The organism is Variovorax sp. P4_B11 (assembly GCF_056402355.1).
The window spans coordinates 1-19369 of the sequence record NZ_JBFUHO010000007.1; the positions used below are offsets into that span (position 1 = coordinate 1).

Annotated in this window: 18 protein-coding genes and 3 pseudogenes; 8 read left to right on the plus strand and 13 right to left on the minus strand. The window is 63.4% G+C overall.

Annotated features, from left to right (window positions below; all coding sequences use genetic code 11):
- The first annotated feature begins 572 nt into the window (after positions 1–572).
- A complete protein-coding gene (locus AC1DYD_RS09250) occupies positions 573–1091 on the plus strand; it encodes a hypothetical protein (protein ID WP_478172450.1) in 519 nt (172 codons plus the stop codon).
- A 59-nt stretch (positions 1092–1150) separates the two neighbouring features.
- The gene (locus AC1DYD_RS09255; RefSeq protein ID WP_478172451.1) at positions 1151–1894 is read left to right on the plus strand and encodes a hypothetical protein; all 744 of its coding nucleotides are present in this window, start codon (positions 1151–1153) and stop codon (positions 1892–1894) included.
- 905 nt (positions 1895–2799) lie between these two features.
- Here AC1DYD_RS09255 and AC1DYD_RS09260 read toward each other — a convergent pair.
- The gene (locus tag AC1DYD_RS09260) at positions 2800–3726 is read right to left on the minus strand and encodes a LysR family transcriptional regulator (protein WP_478172452.1); all 927 of its coding nucleotides are present in this window, start codon (positions 3724–3726) and stop codon (positions 2800–2802) included.
- A gap of 102 nt (positions 3727–3828) precedes the next feature.
- Here AC1DYD_RS09260 and AC1DYD_RS09265 point away from each other — a divergent pair, with 102 nt between their 5' ends.
- On the plus strand, positions 3829–5253 hold the full coding sequence (locus AC1DYD_RS09265) for an aldehyde dehydrogenase family protein (RefSeq protein WP_478172453.1): 1425 nt from the start codon (positions 3829–3831) through the stop codon (positions 5251–5253).
- A gap of 274 nt (positions 5254–5527) precedes the next feature.
- Here the strand turns inward: AC1DYD_RS09265 and AC1DYD_RS09270 are convergent.
- Positions 5528–5853: pseudogene (locus tag AC1DYD_RS09270) on the minus strand (IS110 family transposase); the annotation flags it as partial.
- 235 nt (positions 5854–6088) lie between these two features.
- Between AC1DYD_RS09270 and AC1DYD_RS09275 the strand changes: the two are divergent.
- On the plus strand, positions 6089–6301 hold the full coding sequence (locus tag AC1DYD_RS09275) for a hypothetical protein (RefSeq protein ID WP_478120274.1): 213 nt from the start codon (positions 6089–6091) through the stop codon (positions 6299–6301).
- A gap of 157 nt (positions 6302–6458) precedes the next feature.
- Here AC1DYD_RS09275 and AC1DYD_RS09280 read toward each other — a convergent pair.
- The 10 genes and pseudogenes from AC1DYD_RS09280 to AC1DYD_RS09325 all read right to left on the minus strand — a co-directional run.
- A pseudogene (locus AC1DYD_RS09280) lies at positions 6459–6614 on the minus strand (IS256 family transposase); the annotation flags it as partial.
- Positions 6615–7058, minus strand: a pseudogene (locus AC1DYD_RS09285) (3-methyl-2-oxobutanoate hydroxymethyltransferase); the annotation flags it as partial.
- 27 nt (positions 7059–7085) lie between these two features.
- On the minus strand, positions 7086–7487 hold the full coding sequence (gene panD, locus AC1DYD_RS09290; RefSeq protein WP_478172454.1) for an aspartate 1-decarboxylase: 402 nt from the start codon (positions 7485–7487) through the stop codon (positions 7086–7088).
- Positions 7488–7762: 275 nt separating this feature from the next.
- On the minus strand, positions 7763–8500 hold the full coding sequence (folE, locus tag AC1DYD_RS09295) for a GTP cyclohydrolase I (protein WP_478172455.1): 738 nt from the start codon (positions 8498–8500) through the stop codon (positions 7763–7765).
- A gap of 370 nt (positions 8501–8870) precedes the next feature.
- Positions 8871–9665: an SDR family NAD(P)-dependent oxidoreductase gene (locus tag AC1DYD_RS09300; RefSeq protein WP_478172456.1), complete on the minus strand. Its 795-nt coding sequence runs from the start codon at positions 9663–9665 to the stop codon at positions 8871–8873.
- A 7-nt stretch (positions 9666–9672) separates the two neighbouring features.
- On the minus strand, positions 9673–10422 hold the full coding sequence (locus AC1DYD_RS09305) for an SDR family oxidoreductase (RefSeq protein WP_478121498.1): 750 nt from the start codon (positions 10420–10422) through the stop codon (positions 9673–9675).
- A gap of 46 nt (positions 10423–10468) precedes the next feature.
- On the minus strand, positions 10469–11218 hold the full coding sequence (locus AC1DYD_RS09310) for an SDR family oxidoreductase (protein ID WP_478172457.1): 750 nt from the start codon (positions 11216–11218) through the stop codon (positions 10469–10471).
- Positions 11219–11228: 10 nt separating this feature from the next.
- Positions 11229–11942, minus strand: coding sequence for an SDR family NAD(P)-dependent oxidoreductase (locus AC1DYD_RS09315; RefSeq protein ID WP_478172458.1), 714 nt, complete (start codon positions 11940–11942; stop codon positions 11229–11231).
- Entirely contained in the window at positions 11929–12063 is a 135-nt protein-coding gene (locus AC1DYD_RS09320) for a hypothetical protein (protein WP_478112838.1), read from the minus strand. Before AC1DYD_RS09320 ends, AC1DYD_RS09315 begins: the two co-directional genes overlap by 14 nt.
- Positions 12064–12355: 292 nt before the next feature.
- On the minus strand, positions 12356–13558 hold the full coding sequence (locus AC1DYD_RS09325; RefSeq protein ID WP_478172459.1) for a thiolase family protein: 1203 nt from the start codon (positions 13556–13558) through the stop codon (positions 12356–12358).
- 142 nt (positions 13559–13700) lie between these two features.
- On the opposite strand from AC1DYD_RS09325, the gene AC1DYD_RS09330 reads away from it, so the two are divergent.
- From AC1DYD_RS09330 to AC1DYD_RS09345, 4 genes are all read left to right on the plus strand, one after another.
- A complete protein-coding gene (locus AC1DYD_RS09330; RefSeq protein ID WP_478172460.1) occupies positions 13701–14912 on the plus strand; it encodes a cytochrome P450 in 1212 nt (403 codons plus the stop codon).
- Between the two features lie 86 nt (positions 14913–14998).
- A complete protein-coding gene (locus AC1DYD_RS09335; protein WP_478172461.1) occupies positions 14999–15772 on the plus strand; it encodes an alpha/beta fold hydrolase in 774 nt (257 codons plus the stop codon).
- A gap of 17 nt (positions 15773–15789) precedes the next feature.
- The gene (locus AC1DYD_RS09340) at positions 15790–16644 is read left to right on the plus strand and encodes an HTD2 family dehydratase (RefSeq protein ID WP_478112845.1); all 855 of its coding nucleotides are present in this window, start codon (positions 15790–15792) and stop codon (positions 16642–16644) included.
- Positions 16645–16660: 16 nt separating this feature from the next.
- Positions 16661–17824, plus strand: coding sequence for an acyl-CoA dehydrogenase family protein (locus AC1DYD_RS09345; RefSeq protein WP_478172462.1), 1164 nt, complete (start codon positions 16661–16663; stop codon positions 17822–17824).
- Positions 17825–18092: 268 nt separating this feature from the next.
- Here AC1DYD_RS09345 and AC1DYD_RS09350 read toward each other — a convergent pair whose 3' ends face one another.
- A complete protein-coding gene (locus AC1DYD_RS09350; RefSeq protein ID WP_478172463.1) occupies positions 18093–19358 on the minus strand; it encodes an MFS transporter in 1266 nt (421 codons plus the stop codon).
- Positions 19359–19369: the final 11 nt, after the last annotated feature.

Below are 19369 nucleotides of genomic sequence, written 5' to 3' on the forward strand. Positions count from 1 at the left end.
GATTGCGATTCCAGAAGGAGCTGCAGCTCGGCCATGGAATGATCGCAACAGACGAGGTCGACGAGATCCTGCTCGTGTGCCGAAGGGACGCTCGGGCCGACTCCCTGGCCGGCCCAACGTAGCCGCGGGCAGTTGTCGATAGGAATCACCGTGAAGACTTCGTGCTGGCGTTGCGAAGGGCGCGCGGATTGCCCAGCGATCACCGAAGGGCAGCTTCCCGGAGCGGCTTCGGAATCACGCTCCCGGCCAAGAGCCGAAGTTCGCTAACGGCTGCATTCGGGCGATTTCCGCAACGGGAGTCGGCAAACACATCGATCCCTCGCAGAACACCTGCTTCACGACTGCCGGAGGGGCACTGGTGCCCGACACGCCGATCGGCAGGCGTCACTCCATCGACCCAACGCTTCGAGCTTTGCACGCCTGCAAACTTTCGTTACATGTGAACTTTTCCCTTATTCGTTGATGAGAATCCATTCGCCGACGGCCAATGAGGTGGCAAGTAAAACTAAAGTCACACCGCGCTTGGGCCGGCGCAACCACAACAGCAAGACGGACCCATTGGAGAAGAACAGATGAAGTTACTCAAGACGAGCGCGGCCTTGGCATTGATGGCAGCCGCAGGCGTCGCCAGTGCAACGGTGACCTTCAACCCGGAAACGGGCACCGGGTTTGCCGGCAAAGGAGACGTGCAACTTGCCTTCGGCTGGAACAACGCTCAGTTGCAAGCCAGGGCAGCGGGCGTCACGTTCACGTATGTGGCGTCGGAGATCTATACCGCGGTCTGCACCTGGACCACGGGGGAAGGAACTCGCGGGGAGCAGACTCACAACGTCGGGCACACCACGACGGTCGGTGTAGCGGGCACTGTGGCGTTTGACGCCCGGGTTCGGAACCAGATCACAGGGTTCAACCTGACAGGCTTCTCGGGCACGCCGACGTCGACGGGCAGCGTGCCCGTTGTCGGCGGCGCCTGTCCGGGCAACCCTGGGACGGACGGCGTATGGACTTCGGTGTCCCTGACCTCTTCCGCCGTAGCGCTCAATGCCGTCTACAGCGGCCTCGCCGTCAAGATCTGGCCGCCGGCAATCTAGTCGTAATGGGCCGGTCGTTTCATGCGCCGGCTCACCTTCCACCGCCCCATGGAGCAGTCATGTCGAAGTGCCTCACGTGGATTCCGAGGCTGAGCGCCCTCGCAGTCCTGCCCGTCTTTCTCGGCTGTGGCGGTGGAAGCAGCGAACCACCAAGCGCTGTTCTGGCGCCGGTGGAATTGGCGGCTCCGCCTGAAAGCCCGTCAATCAAGCAGGTCGTTGTGCCGATCGCTGCCGCACAACCTTCAATAGCAGCAAAGCCGGTCGCAACGCCCAGCATTTTCCAATCAGCCTCTGAGGAACCGAAAAGCGAAGAGACTGCCGTGCATCTCCAGTTGCTGAGCCCGGATGGGGTACAGACCTCGTCCCTGGAATTGCCTCCTGTGCGCGGGGTCGGTTATGCGACCGTGAAGGCCAAGATCTCGAGCGTACGGGCCAGCGGCGACACGCCCGTGGATAACGTCCGACCTTATTGCCCCAGCAGCGTGCAGTGCGAGTACCGAGTTGCCGGCCGCGATCGGCTCGATCTCGTGTACGTGGTGAAGTTGCCTGATGAGAATGTGGCCCGCCTTTCAGCCGCGGGAAACGACATCCTCGTCACGGCGAAGCAAACAAACTTGCCAGTGCGCGCTCCGGTCACGATCACCCTGGAGATCGGGAAGCACACGAGCACTGCGCGCGTTGCCTACCTAGGCGCCGACGCGACGCAAGAAACCATGGCCCAAGAGACTCAAACTGCCACAGTGCCCATGCCTCGGCCCATCAAGCCGGCAGGAAGCCGCTATCCCTTCTCTGGCGCGAGCTGAGCGACCGTTGCTTTGAGGCGCGCATTGTGCAGCGGCGCGTCTTTGGGGTGCCGACAGCCGAAGGCAAGTCACCGTCTAACGCCCATCTCAAACGTTGAGCGACTGCTTCGCGGCATCGAATCTGCGAACTTAAATTTCCGGTTCGGGCCCTGAACGGCTGTACGCCTCGCTCCGAAGCGGCTGTTCGTTTCCGCTCAAGCGGGCTGGTCGAGGTGCTCCGTTTACAACCCTCGACGGGATCCGAGGCCTTCCTGCCGCCCTCCTTCTTCCATGCCATGAAGCCTGCTGAAAGTGCTTCCTGCCCCCGAGCGGCTGTTTGGGGATTTATTGGCGCTGTTAGGGGATTTAATGACCTGTTTGGGAATTTAATTACCCAGAACAGCGGCGGCGGCTGTTTCGCGAGAACAAAGTCGTAGAGGGCCCTAACGACCCCATGCAATCAGCGCCGGGGCCGGTGAGCAGACCTGCGAGCAGAAACTCGTAGTCACCAGGAGCTTTACTTACTGCTGCCCCAGTTAGAACAAAAATTAAAGTCGTAGTTGTAGTCCGCGCCTTCTGATTTCATCGCGAAGATGGGTGAGGTCCTCGTAACAAGTACACAGTATTAACGCCATACGAACACCCCTTGAGCACATGACGGGCACGAAATCTTTGGAGGGACTTCTCACCCACGCATGGTGTTCTTCAATCCAGCCAGCGGGGAATGTCTTCGCCGCTAAGCCTAGCAACTGTCGCCAGCTGTTTTCGCCGGACGGTTGCAGCCATGAAGCCCGAGGCGCAGCCGCGCCATCGCCAGGAATCACAACAACACAAGGACGCCTTGGGCCGAACCGCTCCGAAAGGAGGCAGGGCCGACGGGGCGCAGCCCGCAAAGCCCGGCGGCGCTGCGCGCCGACACGCTCGAATTAGCCTGCTTGAACTCCTCGCAGCGGCGCCCCAGCCAAGCGCAGCTCATGAACCAAGCTGATGAGCGCACGCAGCCGCGCAGGCACGAAACGGTGGCCTGAGTAGTACAGCCTCAGCCCGCCGAACGACGGGCACCACGGCACCAGCACCGGCACCAGCGTGCCGGCCTTCAGTTCCTCTTCGATGAACCACTCGGAGATCAAGCCGATACCCAGCCCGAGCAGCACCGCCTGCTTGATGGCCGGCAGCTCGTTGAGCGCTAGGCGCACGGGTAGATCCATTTGCAGCTTCTGGCTGCCTCTCTCCAGTTCCCAGTGATAGATGCCGCCGTGCGACATGCGCATGCCGATGCTCTGGTGCTGGAGCAGGCCGCGCGGGTGCCTGGGGGTGCCGTGGCGTGCCAGGTACTCTGGCGTTGCCACCACGAGCATGCGGATGTCGCGCGAGAGCGGCACGGCGATCATGTCCTGCGGCACGGATTCGGCGAGGCGAATGCCCGCATCGAAGCCTTCGGCCACGATGTCGATCATGCGCGACTCGCTCACGATGTCGATGCGTACCTCGGGGTAGCGCTGCGCGTATTGCAGGAAGAGCGGCTCCAACAGCAGGGATGCCGCGCCCTGCGGCGCGTTGATGCGCAGCTTACCGCTGGGCACGTCGGGGCCGGTGCCGGCTTCTTCGCCCGCGCTGTGGATTTCGGCCAGCGCCGGCGCAATCCGCTCCACGTAGCGTCGCCCGGCATCGGTGAGCGCCACGCTGCGCGTCGAGCGGTTGAATAGCCGCACCTTCAGGCGCGCCTCCAGCCCGGCCACGGCGCTGCTCACGGCGGTGGTGGACATGCCCAGTTCCTGCGCCGCGCCGCGAAAGCTGTTGCGGCGAGCGACGGCCAGCACCACTTCCAGCTCGGTCATTCCTGTTCTGTGCATGAATTGTCCTGAATTTACGGATACCTCATCAGCCACAAGACGGCTTATCAGAACAATAAACCATTCCTAGACTTCGTTGCATCAACCCTCCAAGGAGCCACCATGCAACGCATTGAACAAATCTACATCAACGGCGAATTCGTCACGCCGCACGGCCAGGAATGGTTCGACCTTCACAACCCGAGCACCGAGGAAATCATTGGCCAGGTGCGGCTGGGTGACGAGCAGGACGCGCAGCGCGCCATCGCGGCGGCCCAGGCCGCGTTCCCCGCCTGGTCACGCACCACACGCGAGGAGCGCATCGCGGCCCTGCAGCGCATGCACCGTGCCTTGGCGGCGCGCGAGGAGGCGCTGATGGATGCCATCCTGACGGAATACGGCGCGCCGCCGGTGCGCGGCCGCTGGATGGCGACGTATCCGGCCGATGTCATCGCTCAGGCGATCGACGCACTGGAGTCCTTCGCGTTCGAAGAACAGGCCGGCGCGGCCACGGTGATCCAGACACCCGTGGGCGTCGCGGGCCTGATCACGCCGTGGAACAGCAATGCGGGCTTCATCTGCAACAAGCTGGCCACCGCGCTGGCAGCCGGTTGCACCGCCGTCATCAAGCCCAGCGAGATGAGCGCGCTGCAGACGCAGATCGTGGCCGAGGCGTTGCACGAAGCCGATCTGCCCCCAGGCGTATTCAACATCGTCAATGGCCGCGGCGATGTCGTCGGTGAAGAGATCGCGCGCAACCCTGGCATCGCCAAGATCTCGTTCACGGGCTCGTCCGCCGTGGGCCAGCACCTGGTGACCACGGGCGCCGCCACGATGAAGCGCGTGACACTGGAGCTGGGCGGCAAGTCGCCCACCGTGGTACTCGATGACGCAAACTTCGCCGCCGTCATGCCACTCGTGCTCCAGGCAGGGTTCATGAACAGCGGCCAAGCCTGCATCGCGGGCACGCGCATCCTGGTGCCACGCAGCCGCCTGGCCGAGTTCGAGCAGGTGGCGAAGGAGGCGGTCTCGCACATCAAATCCGGCGACCCGCGCCAAGCCGACACCGACATCGGCCCGATGGTGAGCAAGAAGCAATGGGAGCGGGTGCAGAACTACATCCACCTCGGGCAGGAAGAAGGTGCGACCTTGCTGGCAGGCGGTGAAGGCCGCCCCGATGGCCTGCACGCCGGATGGTTCGTGAAGCCCACACTCTTTACCCGTGCCAACAACCAGATGCTCATTGCGCGCGAGGAAATCTTCGGCCCCGTGCTGACCATCATCCCCTACGAGGACGAAGCCGATGCGATCGACATTGCCAACGACACGCGCTATGGCCTGAGCGCCCTGGTGCTGGGCACAAACCCGGAAAGCTGCGAACGTGTGGCGCGCCAGATCGATGCGGGCCGCGTGCTCGTCAACACCCTGGCCAACGAGCCGCGCGCGCCCTTCGGCGGCTTCAAGCATTCGGGGCTGGGGCGCGAAATGGGCCGCTGGGGCATGAGCGCGTACTTGGAACCCAAGACCTTGCTGGTGAGCGCAGGCTGAACCTTCCAGGAATCCTTGTCTGACGCACTCGCAGGGCGCTCGCGTATCTCCCGACAATCGTGCGGCACCCGAGCTGTTCGTCTCGATAAGCCACCACACGGCATGCGGCAAGGCGCAGCCCGTGATGGAGTGAATGTCGGTGAGGCCGGCGCGGGCCGTCCAGCCCGAGGGCGGACGGTAGCCGCGCACGTCGCCTGCGCCGTGCCAGCAACGGGCGCGTACCGTGCCGGGGGCATAGGTCGCCTTGGCTCCCAGCGTGCGCTACTAGGAAGCTCTACGTGGCATGAGCCAGTTCAGGAACAGCGCAGCCGAGGTCTTGAAGCCGCTTGAGCAGGCGGCGGATGGTCTTGGAGCGGTCCTGGCGGTCAAAGTGTTCGCTGCCGAGGTCGTTGTACTCGGTGCCGTCGCGCAGCATGTGGAATGCGGCGGTGAGCATCGAAGCGGCCACGGCGAGGATGGCCTTCTTGGCGCCACGGCGTGCCTTGATTCGCAGGAACTGCGCTCGCAGGTAGCTGGTCTTGACGCGCACCGCGGCCCAGGCGGCGGTCACCAGGATGGTCTTGATCCCCAGGTGCCGCTCTTGCGCACGCGGGTGGATCGGCCGCAAGACCGACGAGCTTTGTGCCGCCACAGGCGATCCAGCAACTGCGCGACCTCACCCGCTCGAAGGAAGGGGCGATGGCGCGGTTTCCTGTTCTCAACGCCATCCAAACAGTATTGACGTTTAGTCATTTATCCGACCGATTGTCATTTTACACGACCAAACTATAGTTGACATTTAGTCAGTTATTTGCTATGCTACTCGATGAGATGGTCAGTATTTCCGGAGGTCAAGATGAACTCTTCAGCCACCCTTCCCCAGTTCAAGCATGAGATCCTGTTTCGGGCGCTGACCAGCGGCCGACGGTCGATGGCCTTTCCGTGCGACCCCCAAGGCAGCGTGTCGATCGACTCGCTGAGCAAAAGAGAAAAGAACGACTATTTGTTTGCGCGGGCGATGATGGGGCGAGACTTCGCTTGGCCATCCGTTCATCCCCGAGCGGCGTGAGCCTGGTGCGATGTCATCCGGCTTGCCTTGAGAGCCGCAGTCGAATCGGGCGGATCCGGACAAAGCATGGCATCGCAGCAGCGAGTTCAGTTTGTTGCGTCGCGTCCCATTCCGTGGTGTAGGTCCACAGCCCGGAGAAGGCTGAGCTGCACGGTACTCAGCGTGCCACTGCGGACAGCGGAGTGGGCGCAGTATCGCTCAGGGTCTGCAAGCCCTCCAACTGCATGTAGCGCCGGTTGAGTGACCACTCGTCGTTCTGCTCGAGCATCATCGCGCCTACGAGGCGCGTGATCGAGGCGTCGTTGGGGAAGATGGTCCAGCCGCCGCCTTCGGGCTTGACCATGTGCGCGCCGACCTGCATCAGTTCGACCGCGCTGTTCATGGCCTGTTCGCGCGACGCTTGGTCGCAGCCGAAGGGTAGATCGGCGATGAGCCAGGCCGTGCCCTGAACGCGGCGCAGTCCGCGCGCCACGCCTTCAGTGTGATAGCGCATGATGTGGAGCGTCACGCCCACAGTGCTCGACACGCCCTGGCGGATTATGCCCAGCGAGTCGCCGACCAGCAGGCATTCGTCGCCTGCTGCATCTGCCACGGCCGCGAAGGCGGCGTCGTGGGTGGTCAGCTTGGCGATCTTCTCGCCGCGCGCATGCATGTCGGCCAGGCGCGGCAGGCTCAGCGGCTTGCGTGCCGACGGCGGCGAGGCCGGAGGCACGGTGCTGTAGGGGGGGTGGCCGCATCTGCGGTGGCGGAAAGCGATGACATTCGAGGCTCGTTTCGCTCGGCATCAGGCCGCGACGGCTTCGCCCGAGGCGGTCTGCACGGGTATGTGGCCTCGTTCCTCCTTGATGCGGTTGGCGTCGTCGACGAAGACCAACTTCGGCCGATGCGTCGCCACCCGCTCTTCGGGCACCAGCCCGAAGGCAGCGATGATAATCAGGTCGCCGACTGCGGCCCGTCGCGCGGCCGAGCCGTTGACCGAGATGATGCCACTTCCGCGCTCGCCGCGGATCGCATAGGTCACGAAGCGCTCGCCGTTGTTGATGTTCCAGAGGTGGATCTGTTCGTTCTCGGCCAGGCCGGCGGCGTCGAGCAGGTCTTCGTCGATGGCGCACGAGCCTTCGTAGTGCAATTCGCAATCGGTGACTGCGACACGGTGGATCTTGGACTTGAGCAACGTTCGAAACATCTCTAAAAGCTCTCTCTTCAACAGGTTGGAAAAAGGGCGCGTCAGCTTGAAGCCAGCACCAGGATGGTCGGCGCCGCCGGTGCGGCGAGCGCCGGACAGTCGCGGCTGAAATGAAGTCCACGGCTTTCGCGGCGACAGCGACGCCACGAACGATTGCCGCCCCGCAAAGACTCGGTGCCGGTCTCCAACGTCGTAGGTTGCGCGCCGACGGGATAAGCCGGGCAGGCAGCGTCTCGCGGTTAGAGCGCCGCGCTGCATATACGAATCCTCGAAGGTCAGTCACCCTTCTCGCGCAGCAGGGCCAGGAATTCGCGACGCAGCGTGGCGTCTTTCAGGAAGGCGCCGCGCATCACGCTGCTGGTCATCCTGGTGCCATTGTCCTTGACGCCGCGCCAGTGCATGCAAGAGTGATCCGCCGCCATCACGAGCGCCAGGCCATCGGGCTTCACCAGCCTCTGCAATTCGTCTGCAAGTATCGTCACCGCCTCTTCCTGAATCTGCGGGCGGCCCATGATCCAGTCGCTGATGCGGGCGTACTTCGAAAGACCGATCAAGTTGGAATGCTCGTTGGGCAGAATGCCGATCCACAACTCTCCCATGATCGGGCACAGGTGGTGCGAGCAGGCGCTGCGCACCTTGAGCGGGCCGATGATCATCATCTGGTTGAGGCGCGAGGCGTTCGGGAACTCCGTGATCGCCGGCATCGGCACATAACGCCCGCGAAAGACTTCGGTCAGGAACATGCGGGCTACGCGCCGGGCAGTCTCGTTCGTGTTGTGATCGCTTTCAGTGTCGATGACGAGTGCATGCAGCACCTCCTGCATCCGGCTCTCGACTTCAGCCTTCAGCTCCTCGAGTTCGCCCGGCAGGATGAAGGCCGAAATGTTGTCATTGGCGTGGTAGCGCGCATCGGCACCGATGAGACGGTAGCGTATGCGATCGGATGCGCTCATCGGCGCGGCGGTTGTTTCGGTCCTGAGGATCGGGGCCAAGGAATCTGTCGTTCGGAACATCGGTTTGCTTGCCGTGGTGAATGATGAAAAGCGCTGTCGGCGACCTGAGCTATTGCGACCCCGTCCTGGACAGGCGCGGTCGACGGGGATACACCCGCCGTATGCGCCAAGGCCCGCAACGCACCTGCCGCACCCACGGCGAGCGCAATATCAGCCAAGACGGTGCTGTCGGTCGCCTCGAGAATCCGGACCTCGATCTCATGCCTTTCTTCGCGCGACAAACATTCAATCTCGCAAAGACGCTCAGGGCTGGCATCGAGCAGCCACGCGCACCTTCCTTCCCCCAAGCGATCGGCGCAGGCCGGGCTCATGCCTCCAACGCCGGCAATCACCACCTGTTGCCGGTTCATGGCGGGCCTCTAGTCATGTTTCAGAAATCGGTCCCGCCATCGACATTGAGCATGGCACCGGTCACATAGGACGAGCGCTGCGACAGCAAGAAGGCGATGACATCGGCGAACTCATCGTGCTGACCGGCGCGCTCAAGCGCCACCGACATCTGAAACTCGCGCCGCACGTATTCATAGCGCGCCCGCGACTCGAACACGCCATACTTGGCAGCGAGTTCCCGACGCGACGCCGCGTCCTTCTCCACCACGCCAGGCGCCACGCTGTTGGCGCGGATGCCTTCAGGGCCGTAGGTCTTGGCTATGTTTTTGGTCAGACTAGCCACAGCGTTCTTGGCCGCCGTGTATGCGATCAGGCCCGGCTTCTGCGAACGGATCGAGTAGGCAGAAGTGGTCACGATCGCGCCCGAACGCTGCGCCCGCATGGGCGCCAGTGCCGCACGGCAGGCGCGTACAGCCAGCATCAAGCCTTGGTCGAAATAGTGCTGCCAACCCGAAAGTTCCATCTCATGCAAAGTGCCGCGAGGGCCCATCGGACCGGCGACAACAGCGAGCGAATCGAGCTTGCCGAAACGCTCCAGCGTGGCAGCGACGGCATGCTCCATGGCGCCCTCCGCTCCAGCATCGAGCGGCAACAACACCGGTGGCGGTCCTGCCGAAGGCGGCAAACTTTCAGCCACCTGAGACAAGGCCTCGGCTCGTCGCCCCACCAGGGCCAGGCTTACACCTTCAGCAGCCAACACGCGAGCGGTCGCGGCACCAATGCCGCTGCTGGCGCCGACGATGAGGGCGACCCGCCCGCCCAGTCCAAGATCCATGGCAAGGTCAGATCTTGAGGATCTGCCCGCCGTCCACACACCAGGTCTGGCCGGTGACCCAACTGGCTTGCTCGGAGAGAAGGAACAGGCAGGTGTTCACAATGTCCTGCGTTTGGCCGATGCGCTTGAGCGGCAGGGACGACAGGATGGACTGCAGGCGCTCGGGCGGCACGCTGGTCTGCGTGGCCATCGTGTCGGTCGGGCCCGGCGCAATGCCGTTGATGCGGATGTTCAAGGGCCCCAACTCCTTGGCCAGGCCGATGGTCAGGGCGTTGAGGCCGGTCTTGGCAATGCTGTAGTAGTTGCCCGCCAGATAGGCCGCTGTGGACGACTGGTTGACGATCGAACCGCCACCTCGCTTGGCCATGTGCTCGTGCACCGCCCGGGTCACGATCAGTGCGCCGTTCATGTTCACTTCCATGAAGCGCTGGTAGTAAGCGTACTCGACCTTCAACAGGCCCTCGCGGCGCATGCCTGCGAAGATCGCGGCATTGTTGACCAGATAGTCGATACCGCCGAATTGCTCTACCGCCTGGGTCGCCATTGCTGACGCCGATTCGGGCGAGGACACATCGGTCGCTACGAAGACCGCCTGGCCGCCACCTTGCCGGATTTCGCCGGCGACCCGCTCGCCGTTGGTGGCATCAATTTCGGCGACGACAACCGCCGCGCCTTCCACCGCCAGCGCCTTGGCATAGGCCTCGCCGATACCCTGCCCAGCGCCAGTGACGATGGCAACTTTGTTCTCAAAACGCACGGCAGCACTCCTTCAATTCAAAAACATCTCAATGCGTCCGGGCTCTTCAGGCCGGTCGCAATTCAATCATCGTGATGCGCGCATTGCGCGGCACGCAGATCATGTCCACGACGGCAAGCGCCGTAACCAGCGGCGAAATGGGCTCGCCCGACGACGCATAGTTCCCGCTGGTCCGCGCCTCTTCTCGGTATCGCTCGCGTGTTACGGGGTCCCAGGTGCGATGGAAGCCGCTTTCACCCATGCGACCGGAACGCAGTACGCCAACGCGGATGCCTTCGGGCCGCAATTCTTCTCGCAAGGCGTCCGACAGAGTTTCGAGCGCGGCTTTGGTAGAGGCATACACCGAAAGGAACGGGTAAGGCGTGCGTACCGATTCGGAACTGATATTTATCACGTCACCGCCACCACGCTGTCGCATCAACTGCACGGCTTCCCTTATGCAGTAGATCGGCCCCAGCACATTGGCCGCCACTTCCAGCTGCAGCAGGTTGTCCTGCGCTTCGGCGATCTTTTGCGGATGGCCCAAAGCGGCGTTGTTGACCAGAATGTCAATCCCACCGAAGCGCGCGTTCAAGGCGGCAAACGCCTGGCGCACTTCGTCCGGCCTGGTGAGATCGGCGGCCAGCGGCAGGGCGTGATCGCCCAGTGCTGCAGAAGCCGCTTGTAACTCGTCGCTGGGGCGGGCCAGCAAGCCCACTCGGGCGCCTTCTTCAATCAGCACCTCGCAGATGCGCCGGCCGAGGCCTCGCGAGGCGCCCGTGACCAAGGCTACCTTGCCTTGTAGTCTTTGGTTCATGGTAGTTCTTTCAGCGGCGCAAAGGCGCGCCACGCAAGGCCAGGCCGCTACCGCTCAGCAAGGCAGCAGCATCCTCGCTCAACAACACCATCAGATCGGCAATAGCCGAGGGTGGCGTCCATCGGCTGGCGTCAGCCTGGGACATGTCGGTGCGGTTCCTCGGCGTGTCAATGATCTCCGGCATGAGGCATAGCGCGCGCACGCCAGTGCCCCACAGCTCTTCGGCCATGCTCTCAGTCAGGCGGGACACCGCACTCTTGCCCGCCGCGTACGCACTCATGTGACCGTGGCCTTGCTGATGTGCAGCCGAAGCGATGTTGAATACACAGCCGCTGCCGCGCGCCAGCATGCGCGGCACAACGCTCTTCACGGCGTTGACCACCGTGGTGGCGTTGATGTGGAACTGCTGCAACCAGACCTCCGCGCGCATCTCGTGCACGGACTCGCCAAAGTAGAAGCCGCCCGCAATATTGCAGAGAATGTCGATGCGTCCGAAGTGCTGCTCGGCCGACTCCACTGCTGCCGCCAGCGCGGATTCGTCCAGCAGATCCGCCTGCACCAGATGACGCCGCGGCGAGGGTTCCGGATAGGCCGACTTCAGTACCGTCAAATCGACGTCGAGCAGGATCAGCGAGGCGCCCGCTGCTTCGAAAGCAGCTGCGGTGGCACGACCTAGTGCGCCCGCCGCACCTGTCACCAGGACAACCTTGTCAAGCGCTGGCATGGGCGGCCTCCATGTTCTCTTCAAGATCAGGGCTGCGTCGATGCAACGTCTCGGTGGGCAGTAGATTGCCCACGTTCGGCTGGAACTTGATAGGGGCCCGCACGCCAAGTTTGTAGGTCACGGTCTTTTCGAGACGAAACGTCCAATCCGGACTCTCATTAGTCTCCCCCCACACCACCTGTTGACCGATGCCAGCCGTTGCCAAAAAAACGGCCTTTCTAGTTAAGCGCCTCAAACGGGTACGGACTCGGCTTCCTGTCGCATTCATCGCTTCGCCTCCTGGTGGGTATCAAATCTATCACAGGACCCCAACATAAATGACATTACATCAGTTTTTCTATCTGGTGTTTGTACCGACGAAGCTCCCGAATTCGAAAGTCCACCCACTTCCCGGAAATATTCCAACGAAACATTCAACGCCTTGTCATCAAGATGCAGCCCGCCAGAGGGCCACCGCCGGCCGCGCTCAGCGCCACTTCTGGACGACCGGCAACCTGCCTCTCACCGCCCTCACCCCAAAGCTGCAGACAGGACTCGATCAACAGGCCGAAGCCATGCAGTCGGCCGGCCGAGAGCTGTCCGCCACCGGTGTTCAGCGGCAGTTCGCCTTGCAGGCCTATGCGGTGTCCGCCCTCCACGAAAGCACCCGCCTCCCCGCGCCCACAGAAGCCCAGGGACTCCAGCCAGATCAGGGTGAGGATGCTGAATCCATCGTAAAGATTTGCCACGTCCACGTCGCCTGGCCGCAAGTCGGTCCGCTCCCACAGGCGGCGGCCGGCATCTCTCGCCGCCATGGCCGTGAGGTCTTCGAACTGGTCCCAGCTGTAGCGACCGTGCAATGCCCCGCTCATGGCCTCAATGCGCAGCGGCGCCTTGCGCAATTCACGCGCGGCTTCGCCGCTGGAGACGATGATCACCGAGGCCCCATCGATCGGGGCATCACAGTCGTACAGGCACAGGGGATCGCTCACCATGCGTGCGCGCAGGTAGTCATCGAGGCTCAAAGGGTCGCGATAGAGCGCGCGCGGATTGAGCATGGCATTGCGGCGGCCGTTCACCGCGATCGCGCCAAGCTGCTCGCGGGTCAGGCCGAATTCATGCATGTAGCGGGCCGCCATCAGGGCAATCGGGTGCGCTGCCGACAGCCCATTGAAGGGGCGTAGCCAACTCATCAAGCCCGCCACGCGCGCGGCGGGCCGCGGGCCGCCGGACGAAGATGTGGCAGCCGGCTTGCCGCGCGCCCTCACCTGCTCCGTGTACTGGCTGAGCGTGCGGTAGCACAGCACATGGCGCGCCTGGCCCGTGGCGACGGCCATCACGGCATTCATCACAGCGCTAAGTTGTCCGGGCGCTTCTGGCGAGGCGCACAGCCAATTCAGCTTGAGATTCAGCGCCTCCTTCATTTCGCGCAAGCTGACTGGCGCCATGCCGGGCGTGGTCGACATGCCCGGCCAGGAGCTCAGTCCATCAATATCCTGAACCTTCAGGCCCGCATCCCTCAAGGCATCGAAGGCAGCATCCAGCGTCAAATCGAGCGGGCTGCGGTCGGCGCTGCGAGTTGGCCCGGCCATGCCGACCCCGACGATCGAGGCCGCAGTTTCAGCAGAGGCTTTCATCCAAACAATCCAACATAGTTGATGATGTCTCAGTTTTGCTCTATTATGACCTGCAAACAGTGGCTGGCAAGAAGTTGTTCACTAGACCTCAACGCGAAGCCCGGCACCTTCGATCCAGCAATCAACACAGGAGACACGCAACGTGCAAGCTCAATCGACCCCCGTCGCCAGCGATCCGGGCGCAATCCCCAGCCATGTCCCCCCGGAACTCATCGTCAACTTCGACTTCCGCACGGGTCTGGGTGATCGACCGCACGACGCGGTCGCTGCCCTGCACCAGGGCCCACGCATCATTTATTCGCCGGTCAACCATCACCACAAGGCCGGCGTCGGCACCTGGATTCCCACCTGGGCCGAGGACATCCGCACAGTGTTACAAGACACTGTGAGCTTTTCCAGCAAGGTCGTACGTTCGGGCTCGGACCTAACGCTAATTCCGCTGGAGTTGGATCCACCCGATCACGGCGCCTTCCGCGCGCTGATGAATCCGCTGTTCACCCCCGCACGCATGAAGGCGCTGGAGGCCAAGATACGCGAGCGCGCCGCTTCGCTGGCCCAGGCCTGTGTGGCCAAGGGCTACGGCGAGTTCGTCGACGACTTCGCCCGTCCGCTGCCAGTGGGCATCTTCATCGACCTGATGGGCCTGCCCCAAGCCGACATGCCCCGCTTCATGGAGTGGGAACAACTGATCATTCGCGACATGGCATCACGTGCTCGCGCCATGAAGGAGGTAGTGATCTACCTGAACGAGCTGATCGCCGCGCGCCGCGCCGAGCCAACCGATGACCTGATCTCCTTCGCGGTGAAGGGCCAGGTGGCAGGCCGGCCGCTCACAGACCCGGAGATCGAGGGCATCTGCATGTTGCTCTTCATGGCCGGGCTGGACACCGTGACAAGTTCGTTCAGCTTCCAGTTCCGTTATCTGGCCGAGAATCCGGAGCAGCAGGCCCGTCTGCGCGCCGATCCCTCGCTGATCCCGGCCGCGGTGGAAGAAATGTTCCGGGCCTTCGCCGTTGTCAACACGACGCGCTACGCGACGAAGGACATTGAACTGGCCGGCGTGACGATCAAGCAGGGCGACAACGTGACCTTGTCGACGATCCTGGCCTGCCGCGACCCACGCGAGTTCGAACGTCCAAACGTGGTCGACTTCGACCGCACGGCCAACGCCCACAACGCTTTCTCCTATGGGCCGCACCGTTGCATCGGTTCACACCTGGCCCGCCGCGAACTCGTCGTCGGCATGGAGGAATGGTTGAAGATCGTGCCGCCGTTCCATATCCAGGACAAGGCGAAGCTCGTGTTCAACGGCGGCGGCGTCTTCGCACTCGAAACACTTCCTCTGGTTTGGTGAGTTCGCCTGTGCTTCAAACTTGCGTGCTTGCCGGGCACGGATTGTCACTGGCCGGCGATTCAGGTGGCGGCCCTGACGCCCCCTGCGTGATCCTGCTTCCAGGCGCGGGGCAGACTCGGCGCTCCTGGGGTGCGGCAGCGGAGCGGCTGACGCAGGCTGGCTACCGCGCGCTGGCGCTCGACCTGCGCGGCCATGGCGGCAGCGACTGGGCGCCCGATGGCGACTACTCGATCACGGCCTTCACGGCCGATGTTCACGCCGTGTTGCGCACCGTGAATACGCCCGTCGTGCTGGTCGGCGCCTCGATTGGCGGAATTGCCGCGCTGATGGCTGCGGCCGAGCCCGGCGGCGCGCAGATCGCCGGCCTGGTGCTGGTGGACGTGGTGCCTCGGATGGAGTCCGAAGGGCTCCAGCGCATCAGGGGCTTCATGTCTGCGCATGCCCAAGGCTTTGCCAATGTGGAAGAGGCCTCGAACGCGGTGGCGGCCTTCCTGCCCCATCGGCCCCGGCCGGCAAGCAACGAGGGATTGCTCAACAGCCTGCGCAGTGGCACAGACGGCCGCCTCTACTGGCATTGGGATCCCGTCTTCCATGCCGGCTCCGCCGGCCGTCACGGCATGTTCGAAAGCATGGAAAAGGCGGCGGCCCGGGTTGCCGTCCCGACCTTGTTGATCAGCGGCAGGCGCAGTGAGGTGGTCAGCCGCGAAGGCGCACGCAAGCTGCTGAGCGTGATGCCGCAAGCGCAATGGGTGGACATCGAGGATGCTTCCCACATGATTGCCGGCGACAGCAATGAACGTTTCAACGCAGCGCTGGAGATGTTCATCCAAACGGTGTTTCCGCGCCAGACTCGACCATGAACCCAGGCTCCCTTAACATGGACACCCTACTGGCCTGGCGTGGCCGGCATGAGCAGCGCACTGACTGCATGACCCTGGCGCAGGCCGACACGCTGGCGGCCACATTGGATCGCAGCGACAGGCCCGCACAAGAAGGTGACACGCTGCCGCCGGGCTATCAATGGTTGTACTTTCTACCGGTGGTGGCGATGTCCCAGGTCGGCGAGGATGGCCATCCCCAAAGAGGCAGCTTCCTGCCGCCGGTGCCGCTGCCCCGTCGCATGTGGGCGGCAGGAAGACTGCGATTCCACGCCCCCTTGCTGCTGGGCGAGGCCGCCACACGAGAGTCCGAGATCACGGACGTCCGCCTCAAGAATGGCCGCAGCGGCCCGCTGGTGTTCGTGACCGTGCGCCACCGTTATCTGCGAGCAGACGGGCAGTTGGCGATCGTTGAAGAACAGGACATCGTCTATCGCAACCCAGCCGCCAGGGAACCGCCATCCTCAGCTGCAAAGGCGGCCACGGCGTCCCGGGACCCCGCCTCTTGGCGCCGCTCGCTCACGGCGGATCCCGTGCTCCTGTTCCGCTACTCGGCGCTGACCTTCAACGGTCACCGCATCCACTATGACCGGCCCTATAGCACCGAGGTTGAGGGCTATCCTGGCCTGGTGGTGCACGGCCCCTTGATTGCTACCCTGCTGCTGGATTTGCTGCGCCGCGAGCGGCCCGAGGCCCGCGTCACGCAGTTTGAATTTCGCGCCATGAAGCCGCTCTACGACGGCAGCGAGTTCCAGATTTGCGGCGAACCGGCCGCCGACGGCCGCAGCGTCCGATTGTGGTCCGAGGACGCCTCGGGAGCCCTTTGCATGGCGGCCACGGCCGCACTCGCCTGAACCTTCAAGTCCCACCGTGCTGAATCACACCTCCGACCCATACCAAGAGATCCGCGACGCGGTGCGTGCGCTGTGCGCCGAGTTCCCTGACGAATACTTCCGCAAGATCGACGAGCAACGCGGCTACCCGGAGGCCTTTGTCGATGCCTTGACCAAGGCTGGCTGGATGGCAGCGTTGATCCCGCAGGAGTACGGCGGCTCGGGCCTGAGCATGGCCGAAGCCTCGGTGATCATGGAAGAGATCAATCGCTCAGGCGGCAACTCCGGCGCCTGCCACGGCCAGATGTACGTGATGAACGCCATCGTGCGTAGCGGCTCGCAGAAGCAGAAGGACACCTACCTGCCCAAGATCGCATCAGGCCACTTGCGCATCCAGACCATGGCGGTGACCGAGCCCACGACAGGCAGCGACACCACCAAGCTCAAGACCATGGCGGTCAAAAAGGACGGCCGCTGGGTCATCAACGGCCAGAAGGTCTGGATCTCGCGTGTGCAGCACAGCGACATGATGATCCTGTTGGCACGCACCACGCCGCTGGCCTCCGTGCAGAGGAAATCCGAAGGCCTGTCCTGCTTCCTGGTTGACCTAAGACAGGCCATCGGCAATGGCCTGACCGTGCGGCCGATCCAGAATATGGTCAACCACGAGACCAATGAGCTGTTCTTCGACAATCTCGAAATCCCGGAGGAGAACCTGCTGGGCGCGGAAGGCAAGGGCTTCAAGACCCTGCTCGACGGCCTCAATGCCGAGCGTACCCTGATCGCCGCCGAATGCATCGGCGACGGCTACTGGTTCATCGAACGGGCGACCCGCTACGCCAGCGAGCGCGTGGTATTCAACCGCAAGATCGGTCAGAACCAAGGCATCCAGTTCCCGATTGCCGAGGCCTACATCGAGCTGGAGGCGGCCAACCTCATGCGCTTCCAGGCCTGCGCCAAGATCGATACGCACCAGAACGCGGGCCCAGAGGCCAATATGGCCAAGCACTTGGCGGCCAAGGCCAGCTGGGAAGCGGCCAATGTGTGCCTGCAGACCCACGGCGGCTTCGGCTTTGCCTGCGAGTACGACGTGGAGCGCAAGTTCCGCGAAACGCGCCTCTATCAGGTGGCCCCGATCTCCACCAACATGGTCTTCAGCTATGTGGCGGAGCATGTGCTCGGATTACCCAAGTCCTACTGACCATGCGCTCCCTCTCGTCGTTCCGGCCAACCTCCCGGCGCTTCGACAAGGCCTGGAAAGGCGGCGCCGATGCGGTCACTGTCGATCGGGAGGAAGACGTCGTCGCCACCTCCGCTAAGGCCCAGCGCGTGTCTCTCCGTCGACCTCCAGCTCGACCTGGAGATCCGCGGTGAATGCGAACTGGATCAGTTCAACGAGCAGATCATCGAGGCCTTGCACCCGATGAAATAAAAAAGGCGGCCCGCTTATTTCCCCTCGACGCGATCGATCAGGCAATCTGGCGCAGATCCCGCTCGGCTTGCCGTCCTGAAGCCCAGAACAACAACGCCGCCACGAGGCCGATAAGAAGGGTCAGCGCCATGGCCCAGCGCAGCGAACCTGGACCGCCGATCAAGTCGCTCAAGGCGCCGGTCAGCAGCGGCCCCAGGCCCACGCCGATGAGATTTGTCATTAACTGCGAGCCGGCCATCACGCGGCCTCGCATCGGTGCGGGGGTCAAGGTCATCAGCAGGCCATAGCCGGGGCCCAACCAGCCTCCGAGCATGAAGCCCATGAGCAGGGCGCAGGCAAGCGTCCAATGGAGCTCCGGCACCAGCACCATGCCCAACCCGGCAGCCACCGCGCAGATCAACATCACCGTCGGCACGATGGCCAGGCGGCTTGGCATGCCATGAGCCAGGCGGTCGGCCACCGGGCCGGCGACCGCCGAACCAATGGCTTGCGCAACGCCTGCAACCAAGGCAACGATCAGGCCAGCCCGCTGGAGGTCTAGGCCGTGGAGGCGGATCAGGAAGGAGGCGGTCCAGGTCCACAAGGAAGACATCAGCATGGCGGCCATCATGATCGCCAAGGTCAGCAGCGTCACTGAACGATGGGCCTGCACATGGCGCCACACAGCGGCGAAGCTGACCCCCTGCGAAGGGGCAGGCGCCGATTCAAACCCTCCCCGCTTCGGCTCCGAAAGGACCATGAGGAGGAGCGCGGCCAACATCAGGCCAGGCAAGCCTGCAGCAAAGAACATGGTGCGCCAGCCGAAGTTGTGCGCGACCGCCGCCCCCACCAGGAACACCAGCCCCGTGCCAAAAGCCGTGCTGAGGTAGAACATGCCGATGGCCGAGGCACGGCGGCTGGGCGGAAACAAATCCGAGATCAAGGACATGCAGGCCGGCGAAGAACCAGCTTCGGCCGCGCCGACGCCGCTGCGCGCCAACAACAAGCCCCAGTAACTGCCCGCCAGACCGGAGAGTGCCGTCATGCCGCTCCACACCGCCAGGAGCCCGGCCAGCAGGCGGATACGGTTCATGCGGTCGACCCCCCAGCCCATCGGCAGCACTGCCACTGCGAACGCCACGGCGTGCGCCAGGCCGCTGAGCGCTCCCATGGCCCGATCGGTCAGCGTGAACTCCCGCTTGATGGGCTCCACCACCGCCGAGACAATGTTGCGGTCCACAGTGTGGAGCATGTACACCAGCGACAGAACGCCGAGTGCGAACCACTGCGAGGAAGAAACCGGGGTGTAAGAATTCCTTTTCATGCAATGGCGGC

Coding starts and splice junctions, on each gene's coding strand:
- AC1DYD_RS09325 (WP_478172459.1), bottom strand. CDS start 13,558: ATGAAAGCCTCTGCTGAAACTGCGGCCTCGATCGTCGGGGTCGGCATG.
- AC1DYD_RS09250 (WP_478172450.1), top strand. CDS start 573: ATGAAGTTACTCAAGACGAGCGCGGCCTTGGCATTGATGGCAGCCGCA.
- panD (WP_478172454.1), bottom strand. CDS start 7,487: ATGTTTCGAACGTTGCTCAAGTCCAAGATCCACCGTGTCGCAGTCACC.
- AC1DYD_RS09265 (WP_478172453.1), top strand. CDS start 3,829: ATGCAACGCATTGAACAAATCTACATCAACGGCGAATTCGTCACGCCG.
- AC1DYD_RS09315 (WP_478172458.1), bottom strand. CDS start 11,942: ATGCCAGCGCTTGACAAGGTTGTCCTGGTGACAGGTGCGGCGGGCGCA.
- AC1DYD_RS09260 (WP_478172452.1), bottom strand. CDS start 3,726: ATGCACAGAACAGGAATGACCGAGCTGGAAGTGGTGCTGGCCGTCGCT.
- AC1DYD_RS09350 (WP_478172463.1), bottom strand. CDS start 19,358: ATGAAAAGGAATTCTTACACCCCGGTTTCTTCCTCGCAGTGGTTCGCA.
- AC1DYD_RS09300 (WP_478172456.1), bottom strand. CDS start 9,665: ATGGATCTTGGACTGGGCGGGCGGGTCGCCCTCATCGTCGGCGCCAGC.
- AC1DYD_RS09255 (WP_478172451.1), top strand. CDS start 1,151: ATGTCGAAGTGCCTCACGTGGATTCCGAGGCTGAGCGCCCTCGCAGTC.
- AC1DYD_RS09275 (WP_478120274.1), top strand. CDS start 6,089: ATGAACTCTTCAGCCACCCTTCCCCAGTTCAAGCATGAGATCCTGTTT.
- AC1DYD_RS09310 (WP_478172457.1), bottom strand. CDS start 11,218: ATGAACCAAAGACTACAAGGCAAGGTAGCCTTGGTCACGGGCGCCTCG.
- AC1DYD_RS09340 (WP_478112845.1), top strand. CDS start 15,790: ATGGACACCCTACTGGCCTGGCGTGGCCGGCATGAGCAGCGCACTGAC.
- folE (WP_478172455.1), bottom strand. CDS start 8,500: ATGTTCCGAACGACAGATTCCTTGGCCCCGATCCTCAGGACCGAAACA.